At 52.4% G+C, this 23316-nt stretch carries 23 protein-coding genes; 12 read left to right on the forward strand and 11 right to left on the reverse strand.

Annotated features, from left to right (window positions below; translation table 11 throughout):
- Position 1 precedes the first annotated feature (1 nt).
- The 3 genes from LG201_RS12765 to fae all read right to left on the reverse strand — a co-directional run bounded on the left by LG201_RS12765 (position 2) and on the right by fae (position 2573).
- Complete coding sequence (locus LG201_RS12765; protein ID WP_226772586.1) at positions 2-766, reverse strand: ABC transporter ATP-binding protein; 765 nt, start codon at positions 764-766, stop codon at positions 2-4.
- A 1-nt stretch (position 767) separates the two neighbouring features.
- The gene (locus LG201_RS12770) at positions 768-1886 is read right to left on the reverse strand and encodes an MlaE family ABC transporter permease (protein ID WP_226772587.1); all 1119 of its coding nucleotides are present in this window, start codon (positions 1884-1886) and stop codon (positions 768-770) included.
- A gap of 138 nt (positions 1887-2024) precedes the next feature.
- Complete coding sequence (fae, locus tag LG201_RS12775) at positions 2025-2573, reverse strand: formaldehyde-activating enzyme (protein WP_226772588.1); 549 nt, start codon at positions 2571-2573, stop codon at positions 2025-2027.
- Positions 2574-2751: 178 nt separating this feature from the next.
- Here fae and LG201_RS12780 point away from each other — a divergent pair, with 178 nt between their 5' ends.
- From LG201_RS12780 to LG201_RS12790, 3 genes are read left to right on the forward strand one after another with little or no spacing between them, the layout of a single operon-like run.
- Positions 2752-3171, forward strand: a complete 420-nt coding sequence (locus LG201_RS12780; RefSeq protein WP_226772589.1) for a secondary thiamine-phosphate synthase enzyme YjbQ — start codon at positions 2752-2754, stop codon at positions 3169-3171.
- A 2-nt stretch (positions 3172-3173) separates the two neighbouring features.
- A complete protein-coding gene (locus tag LG201_RS12785) occupies positions 3174-3788 on the forward strand; it encodes an NAD(P)H-dependent oxidoreductase (RefSeq protein WP_226772590.1) in 615 nt (204 codons plus the stop codon).
- Positions 3788-5626: a monovalent cation:proton antiporter-2 (CPA2) family protein gene (locus tag LG201_RS12790; protein ID WP_226772591.1), complete on the forward strand. Its 1839-nt coding sequence runs from the start codon at positions 3788-3790 to the stop codon at positions 5624-5626. The genes LG201_RS12785 and LG201_RS12790 overlap by 1 nt, the downstream gene beginning before the upstream one ends.
- Positions 5627-5639: 13 nt before the next feature.
- Here the strand turns inward: LG201_RS12790 and LG201_RS12795 are convergent, their stop codons facing one another.
- Entirely contained in the window at positions 5640-6068 is a 429-nt protein-coding gene (locus LG201_RS12795; protein ID WP_226772592.1) for a CBS domain-containing protein, read from the reverse strand.
- 253 nt (positions 6069-6321) lie between these two features.
- Here LG201_RS12795 and LG201_RS12800 point away from each other — a divergent pair, with 253 nt between their 5' ends.
- The 9 genes from LG201_RS12800 to ruvA all read left to right on the forward strand — a co-directional run bounded on the left by LG201_RS12800 (position 6322) and on the right by ruvA (position 13832).
- Complete coding sequence (locus LG201_RS12800; protein ID WP_226772593.1) at positions 6322-6876, forward strand: MarR family winged helix-turn-helix transcriptional regulator; 555 nt, start codon at positions 6322-6324, stop codon at positions 6874-6876.
- Between the two features lie 35 nt (positions 6877-6911).
- On the forward strand, positions 6912-7385 hold the full coding sequence (locus LG201_RS12805) for a YybH family protein (protein ID WP_226772594.1): 474 nt from the start codon (positions 6912-6914) through the stop codon (positions 7383-7385).
- A gap of 42 nt (positions 7386-7427) precedes the next feature.
- Positions 7428-7808, forward strand: coding sequence for a YybH family protein (locus LG201_RS12810; protein ID WP_226772595.1), 381 nt, complete (start codon positions 7428-7430; stop codon positions 7806-7808).
- A gap of 26 nt (positions 7809-7834) precedes the next feature.
- A complete protein-coding gene (locus LG201_RS12815) occupies positions 7835-8752 on the forward strand; it encodes a DMT family transporter (RefSeq protein ID WP_226772596.1) in 918 nt (305 codons plus the stop codon).
- Positions 8753-8932: 180 nt separating this feature from the next.
- Positions 8933-10126: an anaerobic sulfatase maturase gene (locus LG201_RS12820; protein WP_226772597.1), complete on the forward strand. Its 1194-nt coding sequence runs from the start codon at positions 8933-8935 to the stop codon at positions 10124-10126.
- Between the two features lie 80 nt (positions 10127-10206).
- A complete protein-coding gene (locus LG201_RS12825; protein ID WP_226772598.1) occupies positions 10207-11865 on the forward strand; it encodes a sulfatase family protein in 1659 nt (552 codons plus the stop codon).
- A gap of 118 nt (positions 11866-11983) precedes the next feature.
- On the forward strand, positions 11984-12709 hold the full coding sequence (locus LG201_RS12830; protein WP_226772599.1) for a YebC/PmpR family DNA-binding transcriptional regulator: 726 nt from the start codon (positions 11984-11986) through the stop codon (positions 12707-12709).
- Positions 12709-13251: a crossover junction endodeoxyribonuclease RuvC gene (gene ruvC, locus LG201_RS12835; RefSeq protein WP_226772600.1), complete on the forward strand. Its 543-nt coding sequence runs from the start codon at positions 12709-12711 to the stop codon at positions 13249-13251. The genes LG201_RS12830 and ruvC overlap by 1 nt, the downstream gene beginning before the upstream one ends.
- On the forward strand, positions 13248-13832 hold the full coding sequence (gene ruvA / locus LG201_RS12840) for a Holliday junction branch migration protein RuvA (RefSeq protein WP_226772601.1): 585 nt from the start codon (positions 13248-13250) through the stop codon (positions 13830-13832). The genes ruvC and ruvA overlap by 4 nt, the downstream gene beginning before the upstream one ends.
- Here ruvA and LG201_RS12845 read toward each other — a convergent pair.
- The 7 genes from LG201_RS12845 to LG201_RS12875 form a co-directional block, all read right to left on the reverse strand.
- Entirely contained in the window at positions 13829-15340 is a 1512-nt protein-coding gene (locus tag LG201_RS12845; protein ID WP_226772602.1) for an alkaline phosphatase, read from the reverse strand. The two genes, ruvA and LG201_RS12845, sit on opposite strands and share 4 nt — an antisense overlap.
- Positions 15341-15449: 109 nt before the next feature.
- Entirely contained in the window at positions 15450-16757 is a 1308-nt protein-coding gene (locus LG201_RS12850; protein ID WP_226772603.1) for an LLM class flavin-dependent oxidoreductase, read from the reverse strand.
- Positions 16758-16759: 2 nt separating this feature from the next.
- Positions 16760-19042 carry a TonB-dependent receptor gene (locus tag LG201_RS12855; RefSeq protein ID WP_226772604.1) on the reverse strand — a complete coding sequence of 761 codons (2283 nt, stop codon included), beginning with the start codon at positions 19040-19042 and terminating at the stop codon, positions 16760-16762.
- A gap of 84 nt (positions 19043-19126) precedes the next feature.
- Complete coding sequence (locus tag LG201_RS12860; RefSeq protein ID WP_226772605.1) at positions 19127-19945, reverse strand: carbohydrate ABC transporter permease; 819 nt, start codon at positions 19943-19945, stop codon at positions 19127-19129.
- A complete protein-coding gene (locus LG201_RS12865) occupies positions 19945-20871 on the reverse strand; it encodes a carbohydrate ABC transporter permease (protein WP_226772606.1) in 927 nt (308 codons plus the stop codon). The genes LG201_RS12860 and LG201_RS12865 overlap by 1 nt, the downstream gene beginning before the upstream one ends.
- The gene (locus LG201_RS12870) at positions 20868-22130 is read right to left on the reverse strand and encodes an ABC transporter substrate-binding protein (protein ID WP_226772607.1); all 1263 of its coding nucleotides are present in this window, start codon (positions 22128-22130) and stop codon (positions 20868-20870) included. Before LG201_RS12870 ends, LG201_RS12865 begins: the two co-directional genes overlap by 4 nt.
- Positions 22127-23251: an ABC transporter ATP-binding protein gene (locus LG201_RS12875; RefSeq protein ID WP_226772608.1), complete on the reverse strand. Its 1125-nt coding sequence runs from the start codon at positions 23249-23251 to the stop codon at positions 22127-22129. The genes LG201_RS12870 and LG201_RS12875 overlap by 4 nt, the downstream gene beginning before the upstream one ends.
- Positions 23252-23316 lie beyond the last annotated feature (65 nt).

Consider the following 23316-nt stretch of genomic DNA (forward strand, 5'->3'; position numbering starts at 1 on the left):
ATTATTCCGTTCTTTCCAATCGGACACGAACGCCCTGAAAAAAGTTTTGCACAAAGGGATGGTCTATATTGCCAAGTTCTCGCAGGCTGCAGTTGGCCACAATGCGTTTATCGGCGAGCACGGCCACTTTGTCAGTCAGCGAGACCAGTGTGTCGAGGTCATGCGTGACAAAAATCACGGTCAGCCCCAAAGCATGCTTGATGTGCTTGATCAGTTCAACAAACTTCTCGCTGCGGTCTGGATCCAGACCTGCTGTGGGTTCATCCAGCAATAGAAGTTCAGGCTCAAGTGCCAGCGCACGGGCCAAAGCCACCCGCTTGATCATGCCGCCTGATAGCTGGGAAGGCAGGCGGGTGCTGGTGTCTGCCTCCATTTCCACCAGCGACAGCTTATGCAGCACCAACTGCCGTATCGTGGCTTCGTCGAACTGCTTGAGCTCGCGTAAAGGAAAGGCAATGTTATCAAACACGCTGAGTGCAGAAAACAAAGCGCCTTGCTGAAAGAGCATGCCCAAGCGGTTCATCAGGCGTTGCTGGGGTATGCGGTCCATTTCATGCAGGTTCTTGCCAAATAGCAGTACCTCGCCCTTGCTCGGCCGCGTCAGGCCGACAATATGCCGGAGCAATGTAGTTTTCCCACTACCAGATCCCCCTACCAGCGAGACGATTTCGCCTGCGTTGATGGTAAGGTCCAGATCCTCGTGCACGACATTGCTGCCGAATACTGTCCATACCTTGCGGATTTCACAAATCGGTTGCGTCGCCATGCTATACCCCTATGCCGCTGGTAAGAATGGCGAAGCCTGCATCAATCAGGATGACACAGGTGATGGCGGTCACGACCGAGCTGGTAGTGCTCAGGCTCAGGCTTTCGGTGTTGGGTTTGATGCGCAAGCCAAAATGGCAGGCCACCAGCGCGACAATAAAGCCAAACATGAGACCCTTGATCAGGCTCAGTGTGAGATTGACTGGTTGCACCACGGCCGCGAGGTAGTCGAAAAAGAAGCGGAAGCCAAGCCCCAGTTCCGTGTTGGCGGATAAAGCGCCACCGAACAAGGCCCAGAGCGAAGTCCATATCACCAGCATTGGCGCAATGAAAGTGAGCCCTAACACTTTGGGCAGGACAACACGCAAAATACGGGAAATGCCCATGGTGGCCAGGGCATCAATTTCTTCCGTGACCCGCATGACGCCGATTTGCGCAGTCATGGCCGAGCCTGACCTGCCTGCGACCAACACTGCCATCAGAATGGGGCCAAGTTCACGGATGATGGCAAGGCCGAGTATGTTCACGATAAAAATGTCCGCACCAAAGGCGCGTAGCTGCGTGGCCATCAGGTAACTCATGGCCACGCCTATCATGAAGCCGAGCAGGGCAGTGACCGGCAGTGCCGTGATGCCACTTTTGTAGATATTGGCGCTGAATTCACGCCAGGGGAAATCCTGGGGGCGCCTTAACAGGTAACCCAGTTCCATGACCAACAGTCCAAGCAGGCGGACAAAATCCCAGACGTGACTGCTGACGAACATGGACAAGGTGCCCCATTTTGCAATCAGGTTGAGCAGGTAGGATTGGCGTGCTTTTTTCGGTGTCTGACTATCTATCTGTGCCAGGGTATCAAAGATGGCGGTCTGCGTTTCCGTCAGCGCAATCCTGCCGTCTATCTTGCCTTGCCAGCCAGCCCAGAGCACGGCTGCACCAGCAGTATCAAGCTGTTCAACCTGGGTCAGGTCCCATTGTGCCAATGGGTCGGAAAAAATAGGCTGCAGTGATTTCTTCAGCTTGGCAAAGTCGTTTTCCAGTGCGCGCAGCGACCATTGTCCCTGCAGCACTATGTGCCGCCTGCCTTGGGCATCCTGGTCAACCTGAAAACTTGCTGCGGCCATTGGTATCCTTATATGGGATCAGTGCTACTACCTGAATAGTCTGGGGTGTTGCACGGGCTGGTTGGAGTTGTGCCTGGCAGAATAATTCAAACCGGGCCGTTGGAATTATTCTGCTGCCTTCAAGCTTTATAGCAGAGCTTAAATCTTGCCGTCCAGACCCATCTGGAAATATTTGTGCACGATCTTTTCCTGGTTTTCCAGCAGCCAGTCTATGTCTGGTTCATTGCTCATGGCCTTATGGATGGCTTTGGCCGTGGCTTCTCTGTGGATATCAAACAGGATTTTATGGTCCAGGTTGTCTTGCTCGACCACGATGGGATTGAGCCAAACCGAGACGATAATGCCGAGGTCGTTGGCCTTTTCCTTGGGGATGTCGCCATTCCGCACTGCATCGAGCACGCCATTGGCAATCGCGGCCTGTACGGTGCCCATGAGGATGTTGGTGTAGCGTTCATTCTTGACCGTCACCTTGCTCACCATAATGGTCGCTGGTCTGACCATGATATCGGTATTGAGGATGGCCAGTACGCGCGAGTGGCCCTTGACCTGGTCACCAAGCAGGGTGCCGAATGCCGTGCCCATAGGCCCGTCCATCTCTCCGATAATGACTTCAGGCTCTGCTGCTGTGCCCGGTGGGCCGCCTGCTACCAGGGCTTCGCCTACGCGCATGAAAATTTTGTCACTCATTAGTGGATGTCTCCTTGAGAAAGATTGGGAAATGGAAATGGGAGGCCAGACTGCATGCCAAGCAACCTATCTTTTAACTTAAATTGGGTGTAAATGCAAAATTACCGCCTGTGCCACGTTACTGACAAGCGGTGCGAGATATAATTTCCGCACTTTCCAATGTCATAAGGCCCATCTCATGAAAAGTTACCGCAAGGAACTCTGGTTTAACGCACCTGCACGCATGGCTTTTATCAATATCACGCATGAAGTGGAAGCATGTCTGCGGGAAAGCGGAGTGCGGGAGGGCTTGGTGCTCATCAATGCGATGCATATTACGGCCAGCGTGTTTATCAATGATGACGAATCCGGGCTGCATCACGATTACAAGGAATGGCTGGAGCGCCTGGCGCCCCATGAGCCAATTCGTAGCTATCGTCATAACGACACGGGTGAAGACAATGCGGATGCGCACATGAAGCGCCAGGTGATGGGGCGGGAAGTCGTGGTGGCGATTACGGATGGGCAACTGGACTTTGGCCCATGGGAACAAATTTTTTATGGTGAATTTGATGGTCGTCGCAATAAGCGGGTATTGGTCAAAGTGATAGGCGACTAACCATGGCGAACAAGGTCTTGCTGGTGTTTGCACATCCGGCTTTCGAGAGTTCCCGGATCAATCGGGCACTGTTGAAAGCCGCGACTGCTTGCGAAGGGGTGCACGTGCATGACCTCTATGCACATTACCCAGAGCAGATGATAGAGATCAAGCATGAGCAGGCCTTGGTGGATCAGCACGATATCGTGGTATTTCAGCATCCCATGTTCTGGTACTCCTGCCCGGCCTTGTTGAAAAACTGGCTGGACAGTGTGTTGAGTTATGGCTGGGCCTATGGCGACAACGTGGGCAAGCTGCAAGGCAAGTCCTGGGTACATGCAATCTCTACTGGCGGCTCGGACAGCGTCTATCAGCGGCGAGGATATAACCAGTTTTCCCTGGCTGAACTCCTGCGCCCCTTCGAGCAGTCCGCCAGGCTATGCGCCATGCAATATCTGCAACCCTTCCTGACGCAGTCTGTTGATACCCTGAGTGATGAGCGCCTGCAAGAGCAGGCGCAGGAATATGCGGCCTGGTTGCAGAAGCTGGTGAATGACGAATTGCCGCCAGAAGTGGATAGCCTGCAATCCGAGCAGGCCGAATATCTGGCACCCCAGATTGAAAAGGGAATTGCCTGATGGCCGAGCTGCATACTCCGTCACTGTTACTCGAAAGCGCTATTTATCTGGGTGCGGCTGTGCTTGCCGTGCCTATATTCAGGCGGATAGGCCTGGGCTCGGTGTTGGGCTACCTGTTTGCTGGAGTGATCATTGGCCCCTGGGTGCTGGGCTTGGTGGCAGACACGGAAACGGTGATGCATTTTTCCGAGTTCGGCGTGGTCATGATGCTGTTCCTGATTGGCCTGGAAATTGAACCCGATAAGCTCCTGGAGTTACGCCTGCCTATTTTTGGCATGGGCGGCCTGCAGGTGATTGCGACTGGTGGCATCGTGTTTGGTCTGGGTGTGGCTTTCAATCTGGATTGGCGCCTCGCATTAGTGGCTGGCATGGGCGTGGCAATGTCTTCCACCGCGATTGCCATGCAGATATTGTCCGAGCAGGGAGCCTTGAACCGTCCTGCCGGTCGCTCGGCATTTTCAGTGCTCCTGTTCCAGGATCTGGCGGTGATTCCACTAATGGTCTTGCTGTTGGTGATTGCGCCTGGGGCGCATACCTCGAACGGCGTCCATATGGACTGGCTTGCCATACTCAAGGCAGTATCACTCATCGTTCTGCTGGTGCTGGGAGGTAAGTACTTGCTCAGGCCAGTGCTGCGCTATGTCGCCAACACAGGGCTGCGCGAGATTTTTATCGCATTTGCCCTGTTCCTCATCATCGGTGTTTCCATCCTCATGACCCTTGTGGGCTTGTCCATGGCCCTTGGCGCCTTCATTGCCGGGGTGATGCTCGCAGATTCTGAATACCGCCAGGAGCTGGAGCTGGATATAGAGCCATTCAAGGGCTTGCTATTAGGGCTGTTCTTTATCTCGGTGGGGATGTCCGTCAACCTGGATATGGTGATGCAGCAGCCGTGGCTGATTCTTGGCCTGGCTGGCGCTTTTGTGGCGTTCAAGTTGCTATTGCTGTTCGGGTTGGCCAAGGGATTCAAGTTACAGAATGGCGACAGCATGATGTTTGCCCTCACGCTTTCCCAGGTAGGCGAATTTGCTTTTGTCATCTTCAGCGCTGCGGTGGATGCCGAAGTGATCAGTTACGAACATAGCGCGTTGCTTAACTCAGTGGTGGCGTTGTCCATGGTGACCACACCTTTATTGTTGCTGGCATTCAATGTGGCATATCGCAAGCGCCTTAACAGCAGGCGCAAGCATGCCACACATGATGAGTTTGACGAGGAGCGCCCGGTGATCGTCGCTGGCTTTGGTCGGGTGGGGCAGATTATTACCCGCTTGCTGACCGGAGTAGGAGTTGTACCCACAGTGATTGAACATGACCCGAACCAGATTGAGTTTATGCGGAGTTTTGGTTATCACCCCTACTATGGGGATATCACTCGTCCTGATGTATTGCGCGCGGCGGGCATTGCACGTGCCAAGCTGTTGATACTGGCAATTGATGATGCGCAGGAGGCATTGGAGACGGCGCGTTATGTGCGCAAGCATTATCCTGAGGTCAAAATCCTGGCACGAGCACGTAACCGCACCTATGCCTTTGACTATATGGATTTGGAAATTGACGCTGTGCGCGAGACTTTCCTGGGAGCGGTTCACCTGGGCGAGAAAGCCTTGCAGGAAATGGGATATAGTCCATTTCAGGCTTATAGGACGGCATGGAAATTCCGGCAGCATGATGAAAAGATGATGCGTGACATCCATCCTATTCATGCAGATATGCAGAAAGTGGTGTCTCATAGTGTACGCACCCGTCAGGATCTGGCGCACACGCTTGAGCAGGAGATGAATAGCCCAGTGTCAGGCCATCACAATACGGCCTGGGAGGGTGATACCAAGCCGTCCTGATGCTGTTGGCGTTTTAACTCTGGATATAGCTTTCCAGTTGCTTGATCAGGAACTCTTGATAGGCAATAGTTTCTTTGACCAGATCACCAATTGAAAGCAGTCCAACCAGCTTTTTATTGTCCAGCACCGGCAAGTGCCGGATGCGCTTGCCAGACATGAGGTTCATACAGTAATCGACGGTATCCTCTGGCGTGACAGTCGTTAGCTGGGTGGACATGATGTCTTGTACTGTGGTGGTTTTTGAGGTTTTACCCTTGATGACCACTTCACGCGCGTAATCACGCTCCGAGAAAATGCCGACGATCTCATCACGCTTCAAGACCACCAGTGCACCGATATGATGTTCCGCCATGACTAGCAGCGCATCGTAAACCAGGCTTTCAGGGGCGACTGAATAGATCGTGCTGCCCTTGGTTTCCAGCACCTGTTGTACGGTTTTCATGGCTCTCTCCTCCGTCGTTTTTATTGGCTTAAGGTCAATATTACACCTTAATGGTGGAGGGTTAAATGGTTGACTGGGGATGGGAATGTGGTCTTTCCAGGTCGGGCTATTAGGGCTATGGGCCCTGCCCTGATGTGCAATACCTTGTGATGATGGGGAAACTGTGGTGTTAAGGATGAACCTGGAGTTTAAGGGTAAGCCGGGTTAATTTTATGTTGACATAATTAGCTGGCTAATTATAATCGGGCTAATTATGCTGCAACTACGTGATCTTCCCAATAAAGCAGTGCTTGATAAATTTTCTGGTCGATATCCTGAGGCCGATGTAAGTGCTGTCACTGCATTTCTGCACTTGCTGCGGGTGGCAACAGACTTGTCCGCAGCATTGGATAGTTGTCTGAGTCGGCATGGCTTGTTGCAAGGTCGCTGGTGGGTGCTGATTCTACTGATGCGTGAAGATCAGTCGATTTCCACTCCCTCCGTACTTGCAGAGAAGGCCGGTGTGAGTCGTGCCACCATGACCGGGCTGATTGATGGCCTGGAGCGGGATGGCTTGATTGCTCGCCTGTTTGATAAGGAAGACCGTCGCCGTGTATCGATTCAGCTTACAGCTGCAGGCCAGGCCAAGCTGGATGAAGTGATGCCGGATTACTACACTCGCTTGAGATTGTGCATGGACAGTGTCACTGAAGCAGAGCGGGATATTCTGAATACTATATTGGTCAAACTGAACGCCGGAGTATCGGCTTTCAGCATTCCCAACAATAAAACCACCGGCATTCCTGCCGTACATCAAGCTGAAGCCTAGCAGTTTTAGCTGTTAACCAAGAGAAGGGATTCATCATGAGAATTAATAAAACACTCATCGTTGTCATTGTGCTGGTATTGCTGGGCCTGGTCGGGGCTGCAGTTTACAAATGCACTGCCAAGCCTACTGCAGAAGAGGTCAATGCCACCGTTTCACAGCTCAATGCAGCTTGGGATGAAGCCTTTGCCCAAGCCTCTGCTGGCACTATCAGCTCGTATTACGACGAGCAAGGCAGCCTGCTGCCAGCGGGTGCTGAACAGGTAACAGGCACCAAGGCTATTGCCGATTTCTGGTCCGGTCTGTTTGCCAAGGGCTTTACCGAACACAAGATTGACATTGTCGAGGCTGGCCTGGTTGGTAACACGATTTACCAACGTGCGAAGTGGAGTGCTGTGTTGAAGAGCACGGAAGCTGACGCTGAGCGCAAGGAGTTCAGTGGCAACTTGCACCTGCTGTACAAGAAACAGCCGGATGGCAGCTGGAAGATACTGACTCATACCTGGAATTAACATCCTATATTTTTCGATCTACTTTTAAATCAAGGAAAATTGATGACAATCGCTGATTTCAACACCACCGCCCTAAGCCTGAATCAAGCCTGGGATGCTGCTTTCAATGCCAAGGATCATGAGCTGGTCGCGTCTTACTATGATGATGCCGCTACCGTCTTGCCTGCCGGTGCCGCACAGATTACCGGCAAGTCAGCGTTGGTGAACTTCTGGAAAACCTCTATTGCCCAGGGCATTATCGATCACAAGCTGGAGCTGATTGAAGCCGGAGTGGATGGCAATCTTGCATTCCAGCGTGGCTTGTGGAGCGCAGCGGTGGTGGATGCCGAAGGACAGCGTCAAAGTTTCAATGGCAATGTGCACTTGCTCTACCGCCAGCAGGCTGATGGCAGCTGGAAACTGCTGACGCATATCTGGAACTAAATTACCGTTACACCGGGATGATAGGGATGCAAGCTGGAACCTCAACCACAATCCGTGCATTTGCGGCCTTAGTGCTGCTGGCAGTCTTGTGGGGGTATAACTGGGTGGTCATGAAACACGCGCTGGATTATGCCGGGGCATTCCAGTTCGGTGCCATGCGTACCTTTTATGGCGCCATCTGCCTGTTTGCCCTGTTATTGTTATTGCGCAAGCCGCTGCGACCCCGCGAGATTCCCACTTTGGTCACCCTGGGCATACTACAGACCTGTGGTTTCACTGGTTTGATCATCTGGGCCCTGGTCGAAGGTGGCGCCGGCAAAACGGCTGTGCTGACCTATACCATGCCGTTCTGGGTGATGTTGCTGGCCTGGCCATTGTTGGGCGAAAAGATTCGCGGCATTCAGTGGCTGGCGGTGGTGTTTTCCGTCACCGGGCTGTTGTTTATCCTGGATCCCCTGCACCTTGGCGCTGACCAGTTCAGCATGATGCTGGCAATCCTGGCGGGTGTGTTCTGGGCCATTTCGGTAATTGTGGCCAAGAGGCTGCACCAGCGCGTACCCGATATGGACTTGATGTCACTGACGGCCTGGCAGATGTTGTTTGGCTCCTTGCCGCTGGTGGTCGTGGCCTTTCTGGTGCCTGCGCCGCCGATTCAATGGACCGGCAATTTTATTGGTGCGGTGCTGTTCAATGCCGTGCTGTGTAATGCGCTAGCCTGGCTGCTTTGGCTGTATGCCTTGCAGCATCTGCCTGCTGGCATTGCCAGCATGACTTCCTTGCTGGCTCCGGTGATCGGTGTGCTGGCAGCCTGGCTGCAACTGGGTGAAAACCCGAGTACCGGTGAGGTGATCGGTATGATCTTGATCGGAGTCTCGCTGCTGATCATTTCCTTGCACAGTATGCGCAGGAAGGTGCCAGTCGACCCTGCAATGGGGCAGGACTGATAAGGGTTCAAGCGCCAAATAATTTGGTGGAAATATAATGAAAATTGGTTTGGATTAAATAACGTACAGTTTTAAGTTTACAATATAACGATCTATGGTTCTTGTGGATATTTTATATAATAATTAATTGTAATCTTGATAGAAATATCCATAGTGCAGCCAATCCAAAATTTTCAATTGATGGCTAAGCCTTCGGGATCAGTCTGCAATATAAATTGTTCGTATTGTTTTTACCTGGAAAAAGAACACTTATATCCAGAGCGCAAAAGTCGCTGGAAAATGAATGGCGATACGTTGGAAAACTATGTGCGCAAGAATATTCAGGGGCAGCAGGCACATGTAGTGGATTTTCTCTGGCAGGGTGGAGAGCCGACCCTGCTGGGCATTGATTTCTTTCGTGAAGCAATTCGTCTGCAACAGCAGTATCGCGGTCATAAGCAGATCAACAACCTATTCCAGACCAATGGTTTCAACATCGACAATGATTGGGCGCGTTTTCTCAAGGAAAATCAGTTTCTAGTCGGACTATCGATCGATGGTGACCGGGTGAGTAACGATGCACACCGCCTTACCCGTACAGGAAAAAGTACCTTTGATGCAGTGATGCAGGGCGTTGCGGCACTCAGGCGCCACAAGGTCGAGTTCAATACCCTGACCGTCGTCAATGCCGAAAACGTGAAGCGCCCGCTGGATGTTTACCGATTCCTCAAAGGGATCGGCAGCCGTCACATGCAGTTCATCCCTCTGGTGGAACGTCGTGCTACGCAGCCGGATGAAAATGGACTGGTATTCATCCAGCCTACTTTCTCCCGTGATTGTAGTGTCACGGAATGGTCTGTTCCCGCCAAGGCTTATGGACGTTTTCTCAATGCCATTTTCGATTCTTGGATACAGCATGATATCGGCAATGTGTTTGTGATGAATTTTGAACAGACACTGACCAAGATGACAGGGCAGCCGAGCGCCTGCGTGATCAATGAAACTTGTGGTGGCAACCTCATCGTCGAGTCGAATGGCGATATCTATTCCTGTGATCATTTCGTGTATCCAGAGCACAAGCTGGGCAATATCAACCAGGACGCATTGGTTTCCATGGTGAACTCGCCCCAGAACATTAAGTTTGGTCAAGATAAGCTCGACAATATCAGCAAGGATTGCCTGGGCTGTGAAGTCAGGCCAGTGTGCAATGGCGGCTGTCCCAAACATCGTTTTGAGTTTTCCAGCGATGGTAGACGCAACAGAAATTATTTTTGTGATGGATACAAAACGCACCTCACTCATGCCATGCCGCGCATGCAATTATTGTTGAGCCAGATGATACGCAGGGAACCTTTGAAAAAGGTAAAGAAACGGATCAAGGAAGCCTTCTATTGAGCTTGACCTGCGGGGTCACCTAAATTCTTACCTTGAATTCCCCGAAGCTGGGTGGTTGTATTGAAGAAAGATAAAGCAGCATGAAAAGAAAAAAAGTCTTAGTTGCGCTGGCTCTGGCAATGCAGACGGCGATGCCCCAGGTCTTGATGGCAGCGTTACCAGCGCTGCCAGGCGAGAGCACAAAACCTAATGTGGTATACATTCTCGTTGATGATCAACGCTATGACGCCTTTGGCTTCCTGAATCCATCTTTGCGTACACCGCATATGGATAGCATTGCCAGGGAAGGCACCTACTTCAAGAATGCGTTCGTGACCACTTCTCTGTGCTCGCCCAGTCGAGCCAGTATCCTGACCGGGATGTATGCGCATCACCATGGTGTATCGGATAACAACCCAATGGATCTTTCTCACCTGAGCTACTTCCCTGAGCTATTACGCGACCAAGGCTATCAGACCGGTTTCTTTGGCAAATGGCATTTTGGAGGCGCCGATCAAACGGCGACCAAGGGCTTTGCCGGGTTTGACCGCTGGGTTGGTTTGTTAGGACAGGGCAACTATTACCCTGTTGGCAATTTTGGTGAGCCGGAGAAGCTGAATGTTGATGGCAAACTGGTGCCGCAGAAGGGCTATATCACGGATGAGCTGACAGATTATGCTGTGGACTGGCTGAATCATCTCGATAAGAGCAAACCCTTCATGATGTATCTGTCACATAAAGGCGTGCATTCTGAATTCCATCCCGCCAAGCGCCACCGCGGCAGCATGAAGGATATCCAGTTCCCACGCCCCGATACGTATGCCGATACCGAGGAAAATTACGCAGGCAAGCCGATGTGGGTAAAAAATCAGCGCAATAGCTGGCATGGTGTGGATTATCCCTACAATTCCAATCTGGAGATCGAGCAGTATCAACGGGATTATTATGAAACCCTGCGGGCTGTGGATGACAGCGTTGGGCGCGTGCGGGAATGGCTGAAGCAGAATGGCCTGGATAAAAATACCATCATTATGGTGATGGGCGACAATGGTTTCATGTTCGGCGAGCATGGCCTGATTGACAAGCGCAATGCTTATGAGGAATCGATACGCGTGCCCTTGATTGCCGCCGGGCCAGGGTTCGCCAAAAACAAGGTGGACGAGGGCATCGTCAGGAATATTGATGTCGCACCTACCATCCTGGAGGCTGCAGGCATCGAGATACCACAGCATTATGACGGCCAAAGTTTCTTGAAACTGGATAGTGACAGAGCTGCCAAGCGGCCAGATAGCTTTGTCTACGAGTATTTCTGGGAGTACAGCTTTCCGCAAACCCCCACCACGTTTGCCATTCGTACTGCGCAATATAAATACATTCAGTATTACGGCATCTGGGATAAGGAAGAGCTATACGACATGCAGCGCGACCCACAGGAAAAGCACAATCTGATCGACTCCAAGGAGGATGCTATCATTCAGACCAAAGTGGCTTTGCGTAAACAGCTTTATGACGGGCTACGCACCAATCAGGGCAAGAATGTGATTCCCTATAACCAGCGTGTGTCTCCAGGCATGGTGTATCGCTACGAAGGCACGGGTGAGCAACTGGCTACATTTCCGCGTGAATGGTTGAAGGGTTATGACCATGAAGATATTCTCACTGGTTTCTTCCCGGACCAGGTCGGCAAGGAATCTAAGGTGAAAGCCGCGGATGAGGCGCGGCGGAAGGGGAAAAAGATTCTTGAGGACTTATTGAAATAATGTAGGAGCTAGCTGCCGGACTTTACCTTGTCAACAAGGAGGGTGAGGCAGACCAGGCAGGCTCTATGGTAAAATCTGCGAGGTTTTTTGCACAATTCGCAATTAAAGGATTTTACAAATGGCAGGGCACTCAAAATGGGCCAATATTCAGCATCGTAAAGGTCGTCAGGATGCTAAACGTGGCAAGATTTTTACCAAACTGATCAAGGAAATCACCGTCTCCGCACGGATTAGTGGTGGGGATATCAATTTTAATCCGCGTCTGCGTGCTGCTGTGGCTGAAGCCAAAGAGCAGAACATGCCAGCGGACAATATCACGCGCGCGATCAAGCGTGGTACCGGCGAGCTTGAAGGCGTCAATTACGAAGAGATTCGTTATGAAGGCTATGGTATCGGCGGCGCCGCGATTATTATCGACTGTCTGACCGACAACAAGCAGCGAGCTGTGGCTGATGTGCGCCATGCATTGAGCAAAAATGGTGGCAATCTTGGGACTGATGGTTCGGTCTCCTTCATGTTCAAGCACTGCGGTGTATTGCTGTTCGAGCCAGGTACCAGTGAAGATCAGGTGATGGAAGCTGCACTCGAGGCAGGTGCCGAAGATGTGGTGACGGATGAAGACGGCAGCATTGAAGTGATCACTGCCCCTGCTGATTTCACTGTGGTCAAGGAAGCGCTGGAAGCCGCAGGGCTGAAGGCTGTATTGGCCGAAGTGACCATGAAGGCGGATAACGAAACCGTGTTTACGGGTGATGATGCTGCCAAGATGCAAAAGTTGCTTGATGCGCTGGAAGATCTTGATGATGTACAGGATGTTTACACTACCGCTGTGATCGAGGAGTAATGACGCTACGCATACTCGGTATAGATCCTGGCCTCAGACTCACTGGGTTTGGCGTGATCGAGAAAACCGGTGAGAAAATCGCGTATGTTGCGAGCGGCACCATCAAAACCACGACGGGCAAGGGTAGTGAGATCGAGGATTTACCCACACGGCTCAAGATTATCCTGGACGGATTGGCCGAGGTCATCATGACTTATCAGCCACATCAGTCGGCCATTGAGAAAGTATTCGTTAACGTCAATCCTCAATCTACCCTGTTGTTGGGCCAGGCGCGTGGAGCCGCGATCAGTGCTTTGGTGCTGAGTAACCTGTCAGTGGCTGAGTATACCGCCCTGCAGGTCAAGCAGGCCGTGGTTGGCAATGGGCATGCCGCCAAGGATCAGGTGCAGGAGATGGTGAAGCGCTTACTGAATCTGCCTGCAGCGCCCCGGCCAGATTCAGCGGATGCCTTGGCGTGTGCCATTTGTCATGCGCATGGTGGACAGGGGTTAGGTAAATTGGCAACAGCAGGATTCAGGGTAAAGGGCGGCAGGTTGATATGATTGCAAGATTGAGCGGTATCTTGGTAGAAAAAACGCCGCCGCAGGTGGTGATTGATTGCAATGGCGTCGGCTACGAATGCGAGGTGCCGATGAGCACCTTTTATAACTTGCCCGCTACCGGTGAAAAAGTGGTCTTGCTCACCCAGTTTATCGTGCGGGAAGATGCCCAGCTGCTCTATGGTTTTGGCAGCGACCAGGAGCGTGCCACATTCCGGCAGCTGCTCAAGGTGAATGGTATAGGCGCAAAATCCGCGCTGTCCATTCTGAGTGGCTTGTCTATTGATGAGCTGGTGCAGGCCGTTGCCCTGCAAGAGGCTGGGCTATTGACCAGAGTGCCAGGCATAGGCAAGAAAACGGCTGAACGTCTTTTGCTTGAACTCAAGGACAAATTCTCGATAGACGGCAATACTTTGTCTGGAAGCGGTAACCAGGCTAAATCCGCCAGCGGCGACGTGCTGAATGCCTTGCTTGCACTTGGTTACAATGAGCGTGAAGCCCTGTCAGCAGTCAAGCAGCTGCCAGCGGATATTGCGGTTACCGAAGGTATCAAACTTTCCCTCAAGTCTTTAGCAAAAACCTAGTAGCCAAATGCATCTTTCATGACATGGAAGATGTAGTTCTGTTCCTGAATGCCATGAAAAAGATGGGCGTTAGGACCACCTGCAAAAATTTCCACTTCTTCTGCACCGTGGGTTTCGCCGCCCAGGGGCACAGTGACTTCCTGGTGAAAATCAGGATTCGTGGTGTCGACATTACTCATATCCTCCACTCTTCCTCCACGAGAAGAGCTGCCAGCAGTATTTTCTACTGATGTCGAGTAACCCTTACCATTTGCATAGGACAGAGTGGTATATGGGTTGCCATCGGCTGCCTTACTCAGCTTGCCATCTACCGTGACCTTGCCAAGAATGGGGTTGCCGCGCTGCGGGTAACCACCAATCGTCATGGTGTGGCTGTGGTCAGCTGTCACGATCACCAGCGTGTCATTGAGGTTAATCTTTTCCAGTGTTTTCTTCACCGCGTCTGATAGCGCGATGGTTTCGGTTAATGCACGGTAGGCGTTATTCGCATGGTGTCCATGGTCAATACGGCCCGCCTCTACTAATAGAAAATACCCTTTGGGATTTTTCTGCAAGATATCGATGGCTTTTGCCGCCATATCCGCCAGTGACGGCTCCTTACCCGTATCATTGGGGCGATCATGTTCATATTGCATATGTGAGCGTTCGAACAGTCCCAGTAAGCGGTTGGTCTTGGTCGGATCGATGGCATCAAACTGGGCTTTGTTCCAGACGAAAGTGGCATCAAATTTGTCCACGTATTCCCGTACCAAATGACGGCCATCACGGCGTTCACCCTTTTGCCCTGCATTTTCAAGGTCATTCACTGTATTCGGCAGGAAGCGGCTGCGTCCCCCACCCAGTACTACTTCTATCCCATCGCCTATGCCATCAGGCCCGAAGTTGTCGATGAGTTGCGAGGCAATGTCCTTGACGTCGGAACCAGCAGGGATGTTGTTGTCGGACTCCCAGTCACGTCCCGAGGTATGAGCATAGGTGGCTGCTGGGGTGGCATGGGTGATACGGGCGGTGGAAATTACACCCGTGGCGCGGCCATCCTGCTCGGCATGCTCCAGTATGGTTTTGAGTCTGGCAGAATGAATCTTGCTGGCAGATTTTTCTTCATATGACACGCGCTGATCCACGGAAATCACGCCGCCGTTAGTTTTTACGCCGGTGATAATCGCTGTGATTGTGGCAGCGGAATCTGCGGTTTGTTGGTTGGCGGAATATGTTTTGGACAAGGCGAGGTAAGGCAGCTTTTCGAAGGCAAGCTGGTTGCCTTCTCCATCACGGCCTTCTAACTGCCCTTGCAGGATACGTGCCGCTGTCACAGTTGAAACACCCATGCCATCTCCCACAAACAGAATCACGTTCTTGGCCTTGTGGGTGTTGGGGGCAAGTTGCTTTGCCGCTAACAGTGCTTCCTGACCATGCTGATACCAGGTGCTGGCATTTTCTGCCATTACCTGCTCATTCAATAATATGATGAGTGCAAGCACAGAAATCTTGAGGACTGATTGTTTCATTGACTTAACCTACTTTCGTTACTATCCCGACATGTTAAATAGCCTATGTCATATAAAAATGCCTGGTGAGGATTCACCAGGCATTGAATGGCTAGCTATTTACTGATGTTTACGCAATCTTGCTATATCGGTTGACCGGTTTCTGCAATCCCAGATGTTCGCGCAAGGTGCTGCCTTGATATTGCGTGCGGAAAATGCCGCGGCGCTGCAGCTCTGGCACCACCAGCTCGGTGAAATCGCGTAGACCTCCCGGTAGCCAGGGCGCCATGACGTTAAAACCATCTGCACCGCCTTGTTCGAACCATTCCTGAATCTTGTCAGCCACGGTTTCTGGTGTGCCGACGACAGTCAGGTGGCCACGCCCACCAGCAATACGCAGATACAGCTGGCGTATGGTCAGGTTCTCACCTTGCGCCAGTTCTGTGAGCAGTTTCTGCCGGCTTTGTTGACCGTTGTCGGTCAATGGCAGTTCAGGCAAAGGGCCATCCACTGGATAAGCAGAAAGGTCGAAATTGCCTATCATGCGCCCTAGCAAAGCCAGGCCAGATTCAGGATCCACCAGATTCTGCAGCTTGTTGAACTTGGCCTCGGCTTCTTCCTGGGTACGCCCCACAATGCTGAATATTCCCGGCATGATCTTCAGGCTCTCAGGCTGCCGGCCATACTTTGCCAGCCTGCCCTTCAAATCCTGATAGAAGTTTTGGGCTGATGATAGCGTCGGGTGTGCGGTAAACACTACCTCCGCAGTCTCTGCCGCCAGCTCACGTCCTGCCTCGGAACCGCCTGCCTGCACGATCACCGGCCGTCCTTGCGGACTGCGTGCCACATTCAGTGGCCCGGCGACATTGAAATGTTCGCCGTGATGATTCAGTGCATGCAGTTTACTGCGGTCAAACCAGATGCCTCTTTCCTTATCATTGAGAAAGGCGTCTGGTTCCCAGCTATCCCACAAACCTGTCACCACATCATAAAACTCGCGTGCCCTGGCATAGCGCTCGGTATGAGAGACATGCTGTGGCAAGCCAAAGTTGGCAGACTCAGAGGCATTGTCCGACGTCACCAGGTTCCAGCCACTACGCCCGCGCGAAATCTGATCCAAAGACGCAAATTTTCGGGCGATATGGTAAGGCTCGTTATAAGTCGTGGTCGCCGTGCCAATCAGTCCAATGTGCTTTGTAACTGCTGCCAGTGCGCTGAGTAGTGTCAGTGGCTCCAGCCCAGCAGGGCCGGCAGCAGCAGTCAGTGCATCAGCAAAGAACACCGCATCAAAATGAGCGGCTTCTGCCAATTGCACGGCCTCCTTATAAGTGGAAAACGGGTCGTCATCCAGCACATTGTCTGGGTAGCGCCATCCAGCCACATGATGGCCATTGCGGATGAGGAACGCGCCCAGGCTGAGTTGACGTGGTTGGCTCATGGTTAGAAGTCCTTCCTCACGTTGATACCGAAATAGCGTGCATCGTCACGGGGTACAAAACGCTGGATATTGGTACCGTTGCTGATGAGTGTGGTGGCATATGACCGATCTAACAGATTGCGACCAACTAGGGCGAGGCGCCATCCATTTTGCGTTGAAAGCGCTACGCTGGCGTTCCAGATACCGTACGCTTCCTGTACCGTCTCGTCAGTTTGTGGCATCAGACTAAACTGCTGCTTGCTTTGCCAGGTGTAGTCTGTGCCTAGGTCAATCACATAACCATTGCTGAGAGGAATGGCGTAATTAGCACGGGCAACAGATTTCCACTTAGGCGCAAACGGTAGCGGCTTGCCATTGATGTTGCAAATTGCGGCCGCGTTGATTGGGCAAGTGATCTGATCTACACGAGCATCCACATAAGCCAGCGATCCAGACAATGTCAGGCGGGACGTGGCTTTTGCATTAACGTCGAATTCCACACCACGCGTGGAAACATCCCCTGCGTTGATCAATCGAGTGACGGTGCTGGTACCTACGGTATCACGCACATTGGCCTGGTAATTCTTATATTGAGTATAAAAAGTGGCTACGTTGAAAATAATGCGATTGTTCAACAATGCCGATTTTAGGCCGATCTCGAAAGAGTTGGAGGTTTCTGGCGCTAATGCTTCCGTATCGTTGTTGGCATCGGACATGTTGAAAAAGACATTGTAGGCAGGGCCTTTGTATCCGTGAGAATAGGTGGCATAGGTCATGACATCCTTGCTCAAGTCATATTGCGCACCTAATCGGCCAGACCATTCATTGGCACTGGTACTACCTTTTCGCAAGGATTGGCTGGCACGAACAGCATCCCCAGCTGAGTCGGTATTCCGAATATGATCGAAAGACAGCTCATCATGGGTCCAGCGCAGGCCTGCGATACCACGAAAATCTGAAGTAAAGTTCAGTGTGCTTTCACCAAATAATGCGACGCTATCACTCTCTACTCCGTAATCCGCTTTGCCATGCAAAGTGCTGCCATTTGATAGGTTAGTGGTACGTTGATACGTCTCATCCGTTTTGCTCTTTAAGTAGTAAATACCAGCGACATATTCCAGAAATTTGTCTTTAGGAGATGCAATGCGGACTTCCTGAGAAAATTGCTTGGATTCAAGAGTGCCTCTATCCCAACTTGCTGGAAAAGTAGCCGTGATTCTCAATGGGTCATAGTTGTTCCCTATCTGCGATGTAGACGTGTTTTGCGTGTTATCCCAAGTGCGGAATGCAGTGATCGACGTCAGGGTGTAGTCATTGATACGCCAATCAATCTGTGCGGAGACTCCCTGGTTGGTATCCGTGACTTCGTTCTTGCCATCGCTGGATACCTTGCGATTGCCTTTGCTTGCTGCCACAGGACTAATGGCTTGACTGAAGCTGGCGGCTTTTGATGTATAAGGCACGCTAGAGACCCCGTTAGTGCCGTGGGTGTAGTCGGCAATCAGGGTTATGTCGAGGTCTTCGGTTGGTGTCAGCAGGAATTTGGCACGTGCACCTTCACGCTCATAGCCGTTGAGTCTGCCACCAAGCACATTTTTCACATTGCCGTCATAGTCGGCCCACAGACCGTTGATAGAGGCGTACAGCAGGTCAGGGACCAAGGTGCCTGAAAGACCGAAGCGTATGCGTTTTTCTCCACCTTCATAGTAGGAGGTGTCTACATAGGCGTGTGGATCGGCACTGGGTTGCTTAGTCACAACGTTAATCACACCAGCAGAAGCGTTCTTGCCAAACAATGTGCCTTGTGGGCCACGAAGGACTTCAATACGTTCCACATCCATGAGGTCCAATGTCGCTTGCCCTGGACGAGCATATACCACGCCATCAATCACGGTGGACACGGTAGGTTCGATACCTGGGGAAGTGGTAATCGTTCCAACGCCACGAATCAGGATGGCAGAGTCCTTGTTGCCACCTTGCTGGCGGAAGGTCAGGCTGGGCACTTCATTGGCAATGGTCTGGATGCTGTTGAGGTTGGATTGCTCCAGTTTCTGGCCATTGAGCACGGAAACCGCGACGGGAATGGATTGCAGGCTGGCCTCGCGGCGGGTTGCAGTGACGGTGACAGTGCCCAGTGAGGGTTGTGCTTCCTGATCAGTAGTGGTTGCCTGCTTTTCGTTCTGATTGACCTCGGTAGATTCATCGGCAGCCATTGCTGCTGAGATGCCGCCTGAAAGAAGTACGGAAGCCAGTGCAATGCTGATACCTCGCCGCCTGAACTGTTGCAGATGTGTATGGTGTTTCATGTAGATTCCCCTAATTTAATCATAAATATTGATGTAGTACGTCTGATGCCCGCTGTCGGGAAACCAGATAAATGTAAAAACAGCTCATCCCTTAATGCCTCCTGTGGTTAGTCCACTGATGACGCGTTCCTGGAACAGGATGATGAGAATGGCGACTGGCACAATCGCGACCACCAGTGCTGCAGAGATCACTGGCCAGGGAAAGCTGAACTCTCCCTGATACAGCAGGATGCCGACGGGCAAGGTTCGGGTGCCGGGTGCGGCATTGAGTGTTAGTGCCAGCAGGAACTCATCCCAGGCATTGACGAACGCCAGGATGCCAGCGGTAAACACACCGGGTGCGGACAATGGCAGCACGATGCGATATAGCGCTTGCAACCGTGTGCAACCATCCAGCATGGCGGCATTTTCAAGGTCCCTGGGGACTTGCTGGAAAAAGCTCGCCAGCACCAAGGTGCAGACTGGCAGGCTTTGTACGGCATAAGGCAGGATCAGTGCCCCGTAAGTGTTGATCAGGCCCAGCCCTCGCATGATTTCGAACAGTGGTACCAACAATGTTGCCGGTGGGAACATTGCAACAGCCACCAGCGCGGTGAGAATCAGGCCGCGATGGCGTAGCTGTAACCGCGTGAGTGCATAAGCGGCACCAGTGGCTGCGAATAGTGTGAGTAAGGTGGAAAGCATTGCTACAGCAAAGCTGTTACCAAGGAATAACAACAAGGGCTGGTCACTGAATGCATGGAGATAGTTACTCAGGCTGGGATGTTGTGGCAGCCAGGTGATCGGGGTGTGCGCAAGCTCTGCATCGCTTTTGAATGAGGTCAGCAGTATCCACAATGCCGGAAAGAAGCCATTGACCAATAACACTGCCGCGGCAATCCAGCGCAAGGGGAGTGTCAGCATCACACAGTCCCTTTATACAGTTTGCGTAGGTAGAGCGAGCTGACTGCCATTGAAAGCAGGAACAGCAGTACTGCAAGGGCGGAACCATAGCCAACATCCATGTATTCAATCGCCGTTGTATTAATCAGGATGGACAGGGTTTCTGTGTAGCGTGCCGGGCCACCTTGTGTCATGGCGTAAGGAATGTCGAACGATTGCAATGCACTGATGGTGCGGAAGATCAGCGCAACCATCATGGCTGGCATCAGCAATGGCAGGGTGACGTGGCGGAAAGACTGCCAGTGGCTGGCACCTTCCAGTTCTGCGGCTTCATACAGGCTGCGCGGAATGGTTTGCAAACCTGCAAGCAGAATCAGCGCGACAAAGGAGGATGTTTTCCAGATGGTGGCAATGCAGATGGCAAGGAATCCCCATTGTGGTATCAACAGGAAGGAAATTGGTGCAACGCCAGCGCGGCGCAACAGGTCATTGACTACACCGTATTCCGTGTTGAAAAACCATGCAAAGATCATGCCGGAGAAGGCGAGCGGCAATGCCCAGGGCAGCAGCAATGCCAGGCGCACCGGCCAGCGCCATGTCCATGGGCGGTTGGCGAGTAATGCCAGCCCCAGGCCAACCAGCAAGGCACCTGGAACAGTGACAATGCACAGGGCCAAGGTAAAACGCACAGCACGCCAGACGTCGGGGTCACGCAGGGCGTCAGCATAATTGGCAAAACCGATAAAGGCGGGCCCGTGCTCGCTGAATATACTCATGGAGTAGAAACTGTCATGTATGACCTTGGCTACTGGATATACGACGATTAGGCCCAGGAGAAGCGTGGCGGGTAGTAGCAGCCAGAATGCCAGTGATGTGTCACTGACATCACCCAGCTTGCTACGCTGGCCGTCAGGCTGATACCGGTTCAGGAGAGTGCGCAGGCTCAACGCAATATCCTTTCCAGCCGACGACTGATGTCTTCCACGCCTTCTTCCGCTGTCAGTGAGCCCGCCAGCACGGCAGAGGTCGAGATGCGCAGTACATCTGATACCTGGGCATAACGTGCAGTCAGGGGGCGTGACTTGGCCCCCAGCAGGGCAGGCTTGGCATTATTGAGCCAGGGAATGGCAGCCTGGATATCGGCATCGTCGTAAAGCGATAGATAAGGCGGCAGCAATGCACCTTGCAGGGTGATAAAACGCACACTTTCAGGTGATGCCAGGAAACGCAGGAAATCCGCAGTCTGTGCCTTGTGGCGCGAATAGTTGGAGAGCGCCCACTGCCAGCCGCCTAGGCATGTTGCATGCGTTCCACCAGTCATGGCTGGCATGCGAATGATGCCTACCTTGCCTTTAACAAGAGAATCCGCATCATTCTGGAACACGCCCCAAGCAAAACCCCAGTTAATGGCAAAGATGGCATGGCCTGCCTTGAAGGTGTTGACGGTGTCGCCGGTCTTTACTTCGGCGACGTGGCGGCGGATCACGTTTTTGCTAATCAGGTCTTTCCATAGTTTCAGGCTGCTAAGCGCAGCGGGCTTGTCCAGTGTGAGCTTGCCGTTGGCATCCAGAATGTCTTTACCCTGACTCCAGTAAGGCAGCAAGAAGCTGCATACTGTGCCTTCAATCGGTGCGCCTTGCATGGAAAGCCCTTGTAAGGCTGGTTTTTGCTTGTGTTGAAGGATTGTCTTGGCTGCTAATTCCAGTTGCTGCCAGGTTTGTGGCGGTGCAATGCCGTACTGTTCCAGCAGATCCTTGCGGTAGTAGAGGAACATGGCATCCGTCACTGCAGGCAGGGTATAGAGTTTTCCCTTGATCAAGTTGGTCTGACGGTAAATGGGCAGGCCGTCGGCAAGCAGTGTGTCTTTTTCCTTACCAAAATACGGATCCAGCGGGGCAATCCAGCCTGCAGTGGCAAACTGGTATGGATGAACGATATCCAGCATCAGTGCATCAAAGCTGGGGTCGTGTGCATTGAGCAGGACGGAGAGATATTTGCGCTGCAATTCGGATGTGGCAGCACCGCTACCGATTTCGATGCGGATGCCGGGATGGCTGGCTTCGTAGCGGTCAGCCAGTGTACGAAACAGGTCCGGACGTTGCGCGGCGCCGCCGATGAATACGCGCAGTACGGTGTCGGCTTGTACCGGTAACGCAAGCAACAGCAGCAGCCAGGCGAGTATGCGCAGAGTGCGAGAGACAATCATGCTGCTGAATTTCCAGGCACTGTGGGGATGCGTATGCCACTAGCACTGTCAAACCAGTGAAGGTGGTCATAGGCAACACTTATTTCCAGTTTTTGCCCCGGCAGCAAAGGCGGGTTGCCGGGCAGGCGTGCTTGCACGGTATGCGGTTTCAGGTTGGCTGCATGTTCACCTAGACTCAACGTGACAATTGTTTCGGCGCCCAAAGGTTCTACCAGCTCTACACTCGCCTTCAGGCTTAATCGGCTTGCTGGGTCTGGGTTGTTGAGGTTCAAATGTTCCGGTCTGATACCCAGGGTGATTTCCTGATCGACATCACTTTTCAGGTGATGAGCCGGGACTGATTGTCCTGCAATAAAAGCCGTGGCCCGGTTGGATGACCATTGCAACGGCAATTGGAGCAGGTTCATGGGAGGCGCACCCATGAAGCCTGCGACAAAGGTAGTCGCCGGGGACTGGTAAATGTCTGCCGGGGTACCGAGCTGTTCTATCCTGCCGTGATTGATGACGGCGATGCGGTCAGCCAGGGTCATCGCCTCCACTTGATCATGCGTCACATAGATCATGGTTTTGGCCAGTCGCTGGTGCAGGCGCTTGATCTCCATGCGCATTTCAGTGCGGAGCTTGGCATCCAGGTTGGAGAGTGGCTCATCAAACAGGAACAGTTGCGCTTCGCGGACGAGCGCCCGGCCTATTGCCACACGCTGGCGCTGGCCTCCGGAAAGTGCCGCAGGTTTGCGCTGTAAAAGCTCTTTTATTTGCAGCATGTCGGCTGCAGCATGCACCTTGAGCTTGATTTCAGGCTCTGGCGTGCCGCGTATGCTGAGGCCAAAGGCCAGATTGTCATAAACGGTTTTGTGCGGATACAGTGCATAGTCCTGAAACACCAGGGCCATATTGCGCTCACGTGGCGGCAAGCGGTTAATGCTGCGACCATCCAGGATCACCTGGCCCTGATCAGCCTCTTCCAGTCCGGCCAGGATACGCAGCAAAGTCGATTTGCCGCATCCTGATGGCCCTACGAGGACGATGAATTCACCGGAGGCAATCTCCAGATTGATATCGTTGAGGATGGATGACTGGGCAAACTGCTTGCCCAGGCCTTGTAAACTAAGCTTGGCCATGGCTGACTGAATGGAGAGGATGCATGATTTTTCCGCTCAGGGCAGGGCTGTCATGAGTGAAAAAT

Source organism: Methylobacillus gramineus (assembly GCF_020532675.1).
Taxonomy (GTDB): domain Bacteria; phylum Pseudomonadota; class Gammaproteobacteria; order Burkholderiales; family Methylophilaceae; genus Methylobacillus; species Methylobacillus gramineus.

Coding starts and splice junctions, on each gene's coding strand:
- LG201_RS12860 (WP_226772605.1), bottom strand. CDS start 19,945: ATGCTGACACTCCCCTTGCGCTGGATTGCCGCGGCAGTGTTATTGGTC.
- LG201_RS12830 (WP_226772599.1), top strand. CDS start 11,984: ATGGCAGGGCACTCAAAATGGGCCAATATTCAGCATCGTAAAGGTCGT.
- fae (WP_226772588.1), bottom strand. CDS start 2,573: ATGAGTGACAAAATTTTCATGCGCGTAGGCGAAGCCCTGGTAGCAGGC.
- LG201_RS12820 (WP_226772597.1), top strand. CDS start 8,933: ATGGCTAAGCCTTCGGGATCAGTCTGCAATATAAATTGTTCGTATTGT.
- LG201_RS12850 (WP_226772603.1), bottom strand. CDS start 16,757: ATGAGCCAACCACGTCAACTCAGCCTGGGCGCGTTCCTCATCCGCAAT.
- LG201_RS12870 (WP_226772607.1), bottom strand. CDS start 22,130: ATGATTGTCTCTCGCACTCTGCGCATACTCGCCTGGCTGCTGCTGTTG.
- LG201_RS12795 (WP_226772592.1), bottom strand. CDS start 6,068: ATGAAAACCGTACAACAGGTGCTGGAAACCAAGGGCAGCACGATCTAT.
- LG201_RS12765 (WP_226772586.1), bottom strand. CDS start 766: ATGGCGACGCAACCGATTTGTGAAATCCGCAAGGTATGGACAGTATTC.
- ruvC (WP_226772600.1), top strand. CDS start 12,709: ATGACGCTACGCATACTCGGTATAGATCCTGGCCTCAGACTCACTGGG.
- ruvA (WP_226772601.1), top strand. CDS start 13,248: ATGATTGCAAGATTGAGCGGTATCTTGGTAGAAAAAACGCCGCCGCAG.
- LG201_RS12825 (WP_226772598.1), top strand. CDS start 10,207: ATGAAAAGAAAAAAAGTCTTAGTTGCGCTGGCTCTGGCAATGCAGACG.
- LG201_RS12770 (WP_226772587.1), bottom strand. CDS start 1,886: ATGGCCGCAGCAAGTTTTCAGGTTGACCAGGATGCCCAAGGCAGGCGG.
- LG201_RS12815 (WP_226772596.1), top strand. CDS start 7,835: ATGCAAGCTGGAACCTCAACCACAATCCGTGCATTTGCGGCCTTAGTG.
- LG201_RS12810 (WP_226772595.1), top strand. CDS start 7,428: ATGACAATCGCTGATTTCAACACCACCGCCCTAAGCCTGAATCAAGCC.
- LG201_RS12805 (WP_226772594.1), top strand. CDS start 6,912: ATGAGAATTAATAAAACACTCATCGTTGTCATTGTGCTGGTATTGCTG.
- LG201_RS12800 (WP_226772593.1), top strand. CDS start 6,322: ATGCTGCAACTACGTGATCTTCCCAATAAAGCAGTGCTTGATAAATTT.
- LG201_RS12855 (WP_226772604.1), bottom strand. CDS start 19,042: ATGAAACACCATACACATCTGCAACAGTTCAGGCGGCGAGGTATCAGC.
- LG201_RS12790 (WP_226772591.1), top strand. CDS start 3,788: ATGGCCGAGCTGCATACTCCGTCACTGTTACTCGAAAGCGCTATTTAT.
- LG201_RS12875 (WP_226772608.1), bottom strand. CDS start 23,251: ATGGCCAAGCTTAGTTTACAAGGCCTGGGCAAGCAGTTTGCCCAGTCA.
- LG201_RS12845 (WP_226772602.1), bottom strand. CDS start 15,340: ATGAAACAATCAGTCCTCAAGATTTCTGTGCTTGCACTCATCATATTA.
- LG201_RS12780 (WP_226772589.1), top strand. CDS start 2,752: ATGAAAAGTTACCGCAAGGAACTCTGGTTTAACGCACCTGCACGCATG.
- LG201_RS12785 (WP_226772590.1), top strand. CDS start 3,174: ATGGCGAACAAGGTCTTGCTGGTGTTTGCACATCCGGCTTTCGAGAGT.